Below are 11,767 nucleotides of genomic sequence, written 5' to 3' on the forward strand. Positions count from 1 at the left end.
ACCATTTAATAATACTGGATTTTGGTTCATTCGTCAAGAAAAACTTCAGCAAATTTCTAAGTTTTTTCACTACCCTAGAATAAAAGCCAGGACTTATTATGTCCTGGCTTTAAAAACTCTTATTCCACTGTTTCTTCTTTAATTTCAATTTCTGTTTTTGTCTCGTTTTCACTCTCTTTTTGCCGCATATGCAACTTATATACATAGAGAATGATTGTCCGAGCAATCGCATAGAATGGGACAACAATAATCATCCCAACAATCCCCCAGAGGTTTCCTGCTCCCAGTAACAACAGCATCACTGTTAGCGGGTGAATCTGCAAGCTCTTTCCAATTACCGCTGGATAAAGGATTGAACCGTTAACCTGTTGAACAATGGCCATGGCAATCCCAATCCCAATTAGCATCTTCCATGAAATTGATAAGGCAACAATCACGGCTGGGATGACCCCAATAAATGGACCCACATAAGGTACAATGTTGGCCACACCAGCAATGAAGCCGAGTAACCAAATATATGGCAACCCCGTTAAGAGATAGCCAATACTCATAGCAAAGCCAACAAAGACCATTTGAATGGCCTGACCAGAAATGTACCGTTCAATCGTTCGATCAAGTTGTCGACCTAATTCATAGACATCCTTCACTTTATTTTTAGGGAAGAAATTCTTCACGGCCGGCAAAAAATGGTTGGAATCATTGAGCATATAAAAGAGAATAATTGGGACCATCAAAGCATTGATAGTGAAGGAAGTTGCGCCCGTAATCACTGACTGCAAAGTTCCGGCGGTCATCGACAGAACGGACGTCCCATACTTGCTGACGGAGTTCTTGATGTCCTTATCCGAAACAGAAATGTGCAGACGCTTGAACCATGGTTCCTTAACAATATCATTAGCAAAATTCTGTCCGTGCTGGATAAAGTCTGGGATTGAGTTCACCAAATTGGTAATTTCACCAAGAATCAGTGGTACGAAAATAATGATTGATCCCACAAAAACAATCATAAACAAAGAAAAAGTTATCCAGACCGCTAATGTTCGTGACATCTGCCAGCCCTTGATATTAATTTTTTCGATTAATTTCATGATTGGTTTCAAAACATAGTAAAAGAAGCCGGCAACCAACAATGGCATAAAGACAGTGTTCAAAAAAACCGCAATTGGGTGCATCAAAAATTCAAAATTAAAAATCAAAAAGATTAAGCAAGCTAAGGCCAAGGCCTCTATTGTCCAAAAAAAGACATTTTTTAATTTATCATTGGGAAACATCATCCATCTCCTTTAACCGTGCCAATAACTTATGTTGAACTTTGGGTAAAGCTAAGGCCTCTTGGTCAGCAACACTCAACCAAGCCTGGTTAGCCGCTAAGTCAGCCGTTTTGTCATTATCTAAAGCAACTAACCAAATCTCCCACCGACGATGGGAGAAAATATGGACAACTGGCTTAATGGTTAATTGTTGCCCCTCTAAATTTTCAATTGAATCCACTTGTTTGAGTGGTAAAGTCCAAAAACCGGCTAGTAAGCCCGTCTCTGGCCGCTGTTCGTACAATAGCCGGCCCTGATCATCATAAGTCACTTGGGCTTGGTAAACCTGGCGGACCGGCTTCTTCTTTTTGGTCTTAACCGGGTACTGGTCTTCAACCCCATCTCGAAAGGCCGCATTATAAGCCTTAACCGGTGAATTAAGAGTGTCTGGGTTCTTTGCCTTCATATAAGTAGTACCCAAATCCATGATGGCCTGGTTAAAGTCACCAGGACGGTCAGGGTCAACAATCGGAGCAATCGCTTCATAGAAGACTTTGCGAGTCTTTGGTTGAGCAATATCATCGTTAATTTTTAAAAGACGGCTAAAGACTCGGAAGAAGTTACCATCGACTGCTGGAACAACTTGGTTGAAGGCGATGGAGGCAATTGCTGCAGCCGTATAAGGCCCAACGCCAGGCAAGTCTTGCAGACCCTCATAGGTTTGTGGCCACACGCCGTCTAAGTCATTGACCACATACTTGGCTGCCCTCTGTAAATTCTTGGCCCGAGAATAGTAGCCCAGCCCTTCCCAGAGTTTCAAGACCTGGTCTTCGGGTGCCGCTGCCAAATCATCTACAGTTGGCAAGGCAGCCATAAAGCGGTTAAAATAGGTAATAACGGTATCGACCCGAGTTTGTTGGAGCATTAATTCAGAGACTAAGACCCGGTACGGATCAGTGTCCTGTCGCCAAGGTAAAGTTGACCGACCCTCTTGGTCATACCAAGCTAGTAGGTCTCGACGAAATGCTGCAATTGTTTTTGAATTCCAATTCTCCATAAGTAATATTATAACACTTGAAAACCACGTTCTTATCAGGTATAATTTACTTCTGTACGAAACATTTAAATCAACTAATATAAGGAGTTACTATTATGGCAGTTAAGACGCCCTTGAATTCATTCGCCCGCGGACGCAAGGTTGGACATGATTCAGCTAAGAAAAAGCGCCAAGCCGCTGTTGCTCAATTGCAACAATGGGCTAAGGGAAAGACAACAGAAATCCCTAACACTAAGTAAGAAAACTAGCCCTGTGCTAGTTTTTTCTTTATTTTCTCTTAAATTTAATAGAGTTATTGTCAGAATAACTTTTAATCGTTTATAATATTGGTAGCATTCTAATGCTCTTGGAGATTAATACATGATTATTAACGTTGAAAATAAGCAAGGTCGCCGAGCTGTTTTTGCGACCTTGCTCCTTATTATCTTAGCTGTTTTAATTGGGACTAATGCTTCTTTCCCCGGTCAAATGGATGAATCGATTCGCTCATTTATGGCTGACATTCAGACGAATTATGGTGATGCCATCATGTCAGCGGCAACCTTCTTGGGTTCACCCCTTATGAGCTTGCTCTATGCCATCATCTTAGCCATTGTCTTACTCTTGGCTAACTTGCGTTTGCCAGCCCTCTGGGTTATCCTAACTGCCTTTGGCGGTGTCGTGGTCACACAAATCGTCAAGGTTATCGTCCACCGCGAGCGTCCAATTGGTCACTTGCTTTCAGATACGGGATCATCATTTCCCTCACAACACGTTGCAGCTATTTGGGTCACGATTTTCATCATGTTCCTGTTAGTTACACCAAATATTAATTCTGCTGTTCTGCGAATTGTTGCAAAATGGTTGATGATTACCTTGGCCTTGATGACAATGCTTTCACGGATGTATTTCTCAGCCCACTTTTTCTCAGACACTATTGCCGGTTTCTTACTTGCCTACGCCTGGGTTATCTTGTGTGCTAGCCTTTATCCAGCCATTGCAACTTACTTAAAGAACCATTTCTGGATTTTTAAAGACCAAGAAGCTTAATTCATTTTAAAGACTAACCGCCTCTTTCCATTGCGAAGGGGGCGGTTTTAATTTGCCCTTGATAGCAACCGGCCATGTTGTAGGTCACCCAACATCGCCTTTTCTAATGGCAAATTAAAAAGCAGCAACTCGTCATGAGTTACTGCCAGTTAAATTAATTCTTGTAATCGTCATCATCCATGGCTTCCACTTGTCCTAAGAGGTAACCGTTTCCAACTCCTGAGAAGAAATCGTGGTTTGATGTTGATGTTGAAATTCCGTTCATGACAACCGGGTTAACCTGGTCAGCATTATCTGGGAACAATGGTTCTTGACCCAAGTTCATCAAGGCCTTGTTGGCGTTGTAGCGCAAGAATGTCAAAACATCTTCCGTCCAACCAATTTGGTCATAAATTTCATGAGTGAACTTTTCTTCATTGTCGTACAAATCGTACAACAAGTCGTACATCCAGGCCTTCATTTCTTCTTGTTCGTTTTCGGGCAACTTATTGAAGCCGATTTGGAACTTGTAGCCAATGTAAGTACCGTGAACTGATTCATCACGCAAAATCAACTTGATGATTTCGGCAACGTTCAACATCCGGTTGTGGCCAAGGTAGTACAATGGCGTGTAGAAACCAGAATAGAACAAGAAAGTTTCCAAGAAGACTGAGGCAACCTTCTTTTGCAATGGTGTTCCCGTTTGGTAAACATCATTAATCTTATTGGCCTTGTATTGAAGGAATTCATCGTGGTCGGCCCAGTCAAAAGTCGCATCGATTTCTGACTTGTCGTTCAACGTTTCAAAAATTGATGAATAAGACTTGGCGTGAACAGATTCCATGAATTGGATGTTGTTCAAGACCGCTTCTTCCTTTTGGTTAACCGCATCACGGCGCAATGAAGCCATTCCGTCTTGTGATTGCAAGGTATCCAAAGTAGTCAACCCACCAAAGACCAAGTTATAAACTCGGCGTTCTGTATCGTTCAAATCACCACGCCAGTTGCGCAAGTCATTTGAAATTGGAACTCGAGTATCCAACCAGAATTGTTGAGTCAACTTTTCCCAAGTGGCCTTATCCAAAGCATCTTCGATGTCATTCCAGTTAATGGCTGTATATGAGCCGTTATTAACGTGTTCTACCATTTGTCTTATTCTCCTAATGTTTCCTGAAGCTTACGATAAATCTTTTCCGCATCGTAAACACTGCCCCGTAGTTCGTAATCCCCCAAAACTGGGACCTGGTACTTTTCGGCATAGCGCTTAGCTGTCAAAATGTACTGGTCATTAAAGTTCCGGTTTCCTGAACCAACCACGCCGACTAATGACTTAGCATTATCTTCAAAATCAATATAGTCCGCGAGGGCATTGGTAAATATTTCAACTACTTCTGGCCCGGTTCCCGTCCCACCAGTCAGATAGGTCGGCACAACGGCAACGAAGGGGCCTTGCTCAGTTTGATAATCACTTTCGTCACCAATTACTTGGGCATCAATTTGATCCCCGTTTTCTTCAGCGACAGCTGTAATTTTTTTGATAAAAGACTGAGTGTTCCCTTCAATACTGGCGAATAAAAGCCGATATCTTGCCATTGACCGTTCCTTTCTTGGCAGGTCGTCCTGCCTCTACCTTAACAAAATCGTTAAGTTGGGCCTGTAATTAATAAAATAACAGGATGGTTGACAACAGTCAACCGCACAATATGTATGGCCGAGGATAACTCGACCGATTGTGAAGCCCTATCCCCAGACACCTGGGCATCCAGAATGTTTTTCACAAATTGAAAATAATTTTAAATTTTCTAATAAAAATCCGATAAACCCTGGTAAATTAGACTTTATCTAAGAATCAAATTGAACAAGATTCACATTCGTTAATACCAGCTTCTTGGTTGTCATCCGTATAAGTTCGAACATAATACAATGACTTGATTCCTTGCTTGAAGGCGTAGTTTCGCAACTTTGATAAGTCACGAGTGGTCATCTTTTCTGTCCGACCATCCTTCCAGTCGTACAAACCGGCTGGAATCGTTGACCGCAAGAAGAATGTTAATGACATTCCCTGGTCAACGTGTGGTTGAGCAGCAGCATAGATATCAACAACCTTTTTCATATTCGTATCATAGGCTGAGACATAATATGGCAAGGTTTCATTGGAAAGACCCGGAGCTGGGTAATAAACCTTCCCAATCATCCCTTCTTGACGTTCTTCAATCCGGTTAACGATTGGCAACAATGAGGCTGTTGTGTTGTTAACGTATGAAATCGATCCCGTTGGGGCCACGGCATGACGGTAAGCATTATACAAACCATGTTCCATGACTTGGGCCTTCAATTCTGCCCATTCGGCAGGACCAGGTACTGGCAAACCCTTAAACAATTCTTGAACCTTGGCAGTCGTTGGACCCCAATCTTGGTCCAAGTACTTTTCAAAGTAAGTACCATCAGCATAGGCTGACTTGTCAAAGTCCTTGAAAGTTTCTTTGCGGTCCATGGCGATGTGCATTGAAGCCATCAATGAGTAGTAGTTCAAAGTCATGAAGAATGTCTTGGTAAAGTCCAGTGATTCTTCGTCCCCATACATCATTTGGTTTTGAGCGAAGAAGGCCGCCAGACCCATGGCACCCAAACCAACGGCATGGTTCTTTTGGTTCCCGTTTTCAATAGAAGGAACCACGTTCAAATTTGATTGGTCCGAAACAAATGACAGAGCACGAATCATCGCTTCAACTGAACCAGCAAAGTCAGGCGTCTTCATCATGTTAACGATGTTGATTGAGCCCAAGTTACATGAAATGTCTTCCCCAAGGGTTGAATATTCTTGTTCATCATCAATAGTTGATGGTGTTTGAACCTGCAAGATTTCTGAACAAAGGTTTGATGAGACAACCTTTCCAGCAACTGGGTTGGCCCGGTTAACCGTATCGATGTTAACTACGTATGGGTACCCTGATTCTTGTTGGAGCTTTGAAATTTCCTCTTCAACTGCGCGGGCTGAAACCATCTTCTTGGTAATCTTGTCGTTCTTCAACATGTTGTCATACTCGGCAGTAATATCAACATAGTTAAATGGTACGCCGTATTCGCGTTCGACATCGACCGGTGAGAACAAGGCCATTGGCTCGTTCTTTTCAATCAAGTCGTAGTATTTGTCAGGAACAATCAAGCCTAATGACAAGGTCTTAACACGAACCTTTTCATCGGCGTTTTCCTTCTTAGTGGCCATAAAGGTCATCAAGTCAGGATGGAAGATGTTCAAATAAACAACTCCGGCCCCTTGACGCGCTCCGACCTGTGATGAAAAGGTGAAAGAATCTTCCAACAACTTCATGACAGGAACAATTCCACCGGCAGAGTTGGCAATGCCCATGACGGGTGCACCGGCTTCACGCAAGTTTGAGAGATTGATTCCAACTCCCCCACCCAACTTTGACAATTGAAGTGCCGAGTTAATAATCCGGCCGATTGAGTTCATGTCATCGCTTGACTGCAAGACGAAACATGAAACCAATTCACCACGACGGGCCCGACCAGCATTCAAGAATGAAGGTGTGGCTGGTTGGTAGCGTTGGTGAATCATTTCGTTGGCCAAGTCCATGGCCAACTTTTCATCACCATTAGCATAAAAGAGGGCGTTGAAGGCCACCCGATCAGTATATGATTCGACATAGTAAGCCTTATCATTTGTCTTTTGAGCGTACTGGTTATAAAACTTGAATGCCGCCATGAACGATTGAAACTGGAAGTCTTGTTCATCCAAAAAGTCATAGAGCTTTTCAATGAAAGCCATGTCGTACTTATGAACAACGGTTGCATCCAAAAAAGCATTGTCAATCAACCATTGATATTTGTCTGCCACTGAATCGAACTTTTTCAAGTTTGGTTCAACGTTTTCCTTCATGAAAGCAGCGAGGGCCTCTTGGTCCTTTTGCAGCTGAATTTGGCCATCCTTTGGGATGTTGATTTCATTATTCAAATCAAAATATGTGACCTTTGTCAGGTCGAGGTCAAGTAATGACATAGAAGATTCTCCAGCTTCCAATTTATTTGGTAAAGATTATGTAAGAAAAAATTCCGCCTAGACCAATCATGACCTAGTGCGGAATAAGATACTCTCAGCAGGTTATGCTGTTAATGATTGCAAGACTGCTGGTTGGAAACCAGAAAAGGCTTCTTGCCCTTCGATTTGAACAACCGGTGTTTGCTTAAATCCGGCATCTTTTAGTTGAGCTAGGTATTCGGGTTGTTCTTCAATGTTAATCTCTTGGTAAGCAACATTGATCCCGTCTAGGTAGCGTTTTGTCATTTTGCACTGAATGCAGTTATTTTTGGTAAAGACCGTTACTTGTTTCATAATTAGGTCCCACTTTCTATCGATATTTTCCAGTCAACTACTCGTATAGACGGCTTTTCCGACCACCGAAATAATTGGGCTAATTACTAGTTTAGCTGATTTCTTAGATAGTTCAAGGCCTAAAACTGTCCGCACAAACATTTGTTCGCCTAAACGCCATTCTAATAGGCTTTTTAAATCACAAATTTTTATCTTCACAAATTAATTTTATTTTTCTAAAGTGGAGTCCCAGGCCAATCTCAGTTTTTTAACGCTCATAAAAGTCCTCTAACCTGCGATCAAAGATAATAATCAATAATTTTTCTTTGTGAATACAAAACTCCCCATTCGCCAATAGACCAATTCTAAAATTAATAAATCTGTATGTTATGCCAGACAATTTGTTATAATAGAAATAATATCTATTAAAAAAAGAGAGGTAATAACTTTGGATTCTGGTCCCTCGTTCTTATTGAATGCGTTTATCATTATCTTCATCCTATTGTTGGCGGTGCTGTTTACTTTAACGGAGTATTCTCTGGTTAAGGTTCGTTTATCAGCCTTGGAGGCTCTCCAAGAAGACCGCGACAAGCCATCTAAGAATATTAATCATGCCATCCACATGGTTTCCCACCTGACTGAGTTTCTTTCAACCGCTCAGGTGGGAATCACCCTGACTTCTTTGATTTTAGGGTGGATTGGTGAAGAAACTGTGGCCGATTTAATTATCGCAACCCACGTTCTTCCTAGTGACATGGCACGACCAGTCTCATCAGTTGCGGCAATTGTGATCTTTACGATTGTCCATGCCGTCTTTACCGACTTGGTCCCTAAAAACATCGCCATCCAAGAACCGATTAAGGTCTTACTCTTAATTGTTCGCCCTGTGCGGTTCTTTCATATTGTGCTCTTCCCCTTCATTTGGATTCTTGACCACCTCTCAAATGCTTTGACGCAGTTGCTTGGTTTCAAGGTTACCAATGATGACGACATCTACTCACAGACCGAAATTTTGTCACTCTCAAAAAGTGCTGCCGAAGCCGGTGAGTTGGATACTGAAGATTTGACCTTCATGCAACGAGCCTTTGAAATGAACGACAAGGTTGCTGTTGACGTCATGATTGACCGAACATCAATGGATGTCGTCGATGTCCATGACACCATTTCAACTGGTCTCGATGAGTACCTACAAAAGCGTCACTCGCGCTTCCCAGTTGTCGCTGACAATGATAAGGATAAGGTCTTGGGTTATGTCTTTAACTACGACCTTGTCCGTCAAAACCGAATTTCTGGTCAACAACCCGTTGCTCGGATTATGCGTGACATCCCTGCTGTTCCTGAAAACATGGACTTGCACGATGTCATGGACGAAATGATCATCAAACGATCACCAATCGCAGTTGTTGTCGACGAATATGGTGGAACTGCCGGTATTATTACCGACAAGGATATCTATGAAGAACTCTTTGGTTCCGTCCGTGATGAAATGGATGATGAGTCCGACGAATACATCGAAAAGCTCGGTGACCGCCGTTACAAGGTTTCTGGTAAGACAACCTTGTATGACTTCCAACGCTACTTCCATACCAACGTCAAGGAACTAGACGAGGATGAAGCCGTAACCTTAACGGGTTATGTCTTAAAACGTGACCCTGACTTCCGTACCGGTGATTCATTACGGATTGCTGATTACCAGGTCACAGCCTTAGACTACGAAAATGCCTTTATCCCTGAATTTGCTGTTAAAGAACTCGACCCTGAACCAGAAGTTGAAGCACCTGAAGAAGACAGTGACCATACCGTCACTGAGCACAAGACTTCAATGACTGATAAGGACCGTGACCGACTAAAGTTCCAGCTCAAAGGCAAAGATGCCGATAACGATTAATAATTCTTAAACCCGCCCTAAGTCAGACTTAAGGCGGGTTTTTATTTTTCCAAATTAACTAGGACCTTATTTAGACTCAGCATTTTTCGTGGTACACTAGAGCTGAACATTCTTAATAAATGAAGAGTCATAATTGCAACTTAAAAGGAGTTATTTTTCGTATGTCAGGTATTGATATTTACATGGTTCGTCATGGCCAAACTTATTTCAATCTTTTGCGCCGATTCCAAGGATTTTCCGATGCTCCTTTAACGGAATCTGGTATTCAAGATGGTCACAAGGCTGGACAGAGACTTGCCAAGATTCATTTTGATGGTGCCTATTCATCTGATTTAACCCGAGCAATTCACACCGCTCGCTATGCTTTAAGTGAAAACCAAGCCGGTTCACCCGTTGAACCAACTACTTTGCCAAACTTCCGCGAAGAAAACTTTGGTTCATTTGAAGGGCGCGACTCACAGGTCACTTTGACCGACCTCAACGCTTCTTTACCAGCAACCTATAGCACTTACGCCGACATGGTAAAAGACTTAGGTATGCCAGCTGTGATGGACCATTTTGCTGCCCATGACCCCTACCACTTGGCCGAATCATACCAAGACTTCTTGACTCGAGTTCAAAACGGTTTTAACCAGCTACGCGATCTACACCAAGATGGTGACAAGGTCTTATTGGTCTCTCACGGCACAACCATTCGGGCAATTGCTGACTACTTGGGTCACCCTGAAATGGCTGCTCAGCCGGTTCATAACGGTGGTATTATGCATCTCAAATTAACAGCCGACGGTGCCGACATTCTTGCCTTTAACGATATCACCACTAACTTTGAATAAGTACCAGCATGCACCACTTTTATCCCCAGCCCAAGTTTTTCAATTATTCTTGCGCTTAGACACAGAAAGGCGTAACTATGGCAAACAATTACACAGATACCACCCTTGATCAGGTCCGACCGGTCCTCTTGGCTGGTCTTAAAACCGATCAAAAACAAAACTTGGATTACGAACTAACTGAGCTTAAAAACCTAGCCTTGGCTAATAACTTGCAGCCGGTTGAAACATTTTTGCAGGCTCTCGACCGTCCCAACCCCGCTACTTACTTTGGTAAGGGTAAGGTTGAGGAATTAAAGGTTGCTGTTCAGACCTACGATGCCGATTTGATTGTAACGAACGACGAACTATCGCCCTCACAAATCCGTAATCTGGAAAATGAAACCGGGGCAACGGTTGTTGACCGAACTGGTTTGATTTTAGATATCTTTGCCCAACGGGCCCAGACTAAGGTCGCCAAGTTGCAAGTTCAACTTGCCCGTCTGCAATACCAACTTCCCCGTTTGCGGACATCAATGTCTGTTTCTTTGGACCAGCAGACCGGTGCCGGTGGCGCTGGCTTTACAAGTCGTGGTTCTGGTGAAACTAAGTTGGAACAATCACGTCGTCGTTTAACCAACGAAATGGTCGCAATTAAGCGCGATCTTGGCGAACTGCAAAAGGATGCAACTATCCAATCTAAAAAGCGCCAGGCATCTGAATTGCCAACTGTCGCCCTCGTTGGTTATACCAACGCCGGAAAATCAACTTTAATGAACCAGTTCTTGGCTCGCTTTGGCCAAGGTGCCGAAAGTGACCAAAGCAAGCAAGTCTTTGAAAAAGACATGCTCTTTGCCACCTTGAACACAACCATCCGTCAATTGACTTTGCCAGATAAGACCAAGTTCCTCTTATCCGATACGGTTGGTTTTGTTTCCAAGCTACCTCACCACTTAGTGGCCGCCTTTGAATCAACCTTGCAAGAAGCTGCTCAAGCCGACCTACTCCTTCAAGTTGTCGATATCTCAGATGACCATTATCACGACATGATGAAGACAACAGAGGAAACTTTGATTCGCCTAGGAATCAAGGACAAGCCAATGATTACCCTCTATAACAAGGCTGACAAGGCCGAATGGGCCTTTCCAATTGTGGACGGTGATCACATCACCATTTCCGCCCAAGACCGTGAATCTCAAGATGTTGTCTTAGACCATATCAAAAAAGAACTCTTTGCAAACATGAGTGAAGTTACTCTTCACATTCCATTTGCTGATTCACGGGTTGTAGCAAGCATCTTAGCTAACCACGTCTTGCTCGACCAAGACTATGACGAAACAGGAACAACCATTAGAGTGGCCTTAAACCCTCAAGAAATCGAACAGCATAAACAATACTTAGCATAGGAGAAAAGGCCCGACA

At 42.9% G+C, this 11,767-nt stretch carries 11 protein-coding genes; 5 read left to right on the forward strand and 6 right to left on the reverse strand.

The window, feature by feature from the left end; genetic code table 11:
* Positions 1-119: 119 nt before the first annotated feature.
* The gene (locus tag AOQ29_RS04020) at positions 120-1,271 is read right to left on the reverse strand and encodes an AI-2E family transporter (protein WP_061993249.1); all 1,152 of its coding nucleotides are present in this window, start codon (positions 1,269-1,271) and stop codon (positions 120-122) included.
* On the reverse strand, positions 1,258-2,307 hold the full coding sequence (gene mutY / locus AOQ29_RS04025) for an A/G-specific adenine glycosylase (protein WP_061993250.1): 1,050 nt from the start codon (positions 2,305-2,307) through the stop codon (positions 1,258-1,260). The genes AOQ29_RS04020 and mutY overlap by 14 nt, the downstream gene beginning before the upstream one ends.
* 95 nt (positions 2,308-2,402) lie before the next feature.
* On the opposite strand from mutY, the gene AOQ29_RS07785 reads away from it, so the two are divergent.
* Positions 2,403-2,546 carry a hypothetical protein gene (locus AOQ29_RS07785; protein WP_170124542.1) on the forward strand — a complete coding sequence of 48 codons (144 nt, stop codon included), beginning with the start codon at positions 2,403-2,405 and terminating at the stop codon, positions 2,544-2,546.
* 121 nt (positions 2,547-2,667) lie between these two features.
* Positions 2,668-3,336, forward strand: coding sequence for a phosphatase PAP2 family protein (locus tag AOQ29_RS04030; protein ID WP_061993251.1), 669 nt, complete (start codon positions 2,668-2,670; stop codon positions 3,334-3,336).
* Between the two features lie 154 nt (positions 3,337-3,490).
* On the opposite strand, the gene nrdF is transcribed toward AOQ29_RS04030, so the two are convergent.
* From nrdF to nrdH, 4 genes are all read right to left on the reverse strand, one after another.
* Positions 3,491-4,462 (reverse strand): class 1b ribonucleoside-diphosphate reductase subunit beta, encoded by a 972-nt coding sequence (gene nrdF, locus AOQ29_RS04035; protein WP_061993252.1) that lies wholly within the window; start codon positions 4,460-4,462, stop codon positions 3,491-3,493.
* A 5-nt stretch (positions 4,463-4,467) separates the two neighbouring features.
* Complete coding sequence (locus AOQ29_RS04040; RefSeq protein WP_061993253.1) at positions 4,468-4,908, reverse strand: class Ib ribonucleoside-diphosphate reductase assembly flavoprotein NrdI; 441 nt, start codon at positions 4,906-4,908, stop codon at positions 4,468-4,470.
* Positions 4,909-5,164: 256 nt separating this feature from the next.
* Positions 5,165-7,336, reverse strand: a complete 2,172-nt coding sequence (gene nrdE / locus AOQ29_RS04045; protein ID WP_061993254.1) for a class 1b ribonucleoside-diphosphate reductase subunit alpha — start codon at positions 7,334-7,336, stop codon at positions 5,165-5,167.
* A 102-nt stretch (positions 7,337-7,438) separates the two neighbouring features.
* Positions 7,439-7,669, reverse strand: a complete 231-nt coding sequence (gene nrdH / locus AOQ29_RS04050) for a glutaredoxin-like protein NrdH (RefSeq protein WP_061993255.1) — start codon at positions 7,667-7,669, stop codon at positions 7,439-7,441.
* Positions 7,670-8,096: 427 nt separating this feature from the next.
* On the opposite strand from nrdH, the gene AOQ29_RS04055 reads away from it, so the two are divergent.
* From AOQ29_RS04055 to hflX, 3 genes are all read left to right on the forward strand, one after another.
* A complete protein-coding gene (locus tag AOQ29_RS04055) occupies positions 8,097-9,536 on the forward strand; it encodes a hemolysin family protein (RefSeq protein WP_061993256.1) in 1,440 nt (479 codons plus the stop codon).
* Positions 9,537-9,697: 161 nt separating this feature from the next.
* Positions 9,698-10,369, forward strand: coding sequence for a histidine phosphatase family protein (locus tag AOQ29_RS04060; RefSeq protein ID WP_061993257.1), 672 nt, complete (start codon positions 9,698-9,700; stop codon positions 10,367-10,369).
* 77 nt (positions 10,370-10,446) lie between these two features.
* A complete protein-coding gene (gene hflX / locus AOQ29_RS04065; RefSeq protein WP_061993258.1) occupies positions 10,447-11,751 on the forward strand; it encodes a GTPase HflX in 1,305 nt (434 codons plus the stop codon).
* Positions 11,752-11,767 lie beyond the last annotated feature (16 nt).

Source organism: Fructobacillus ficulneus, assembly GCF_001047075.2.
GTDB lineage: Bacteria > Bacillota > Bacilli > Lactobacillales > Lactobacillaceae > Fructobacillus > Fructobacillus ficulneus.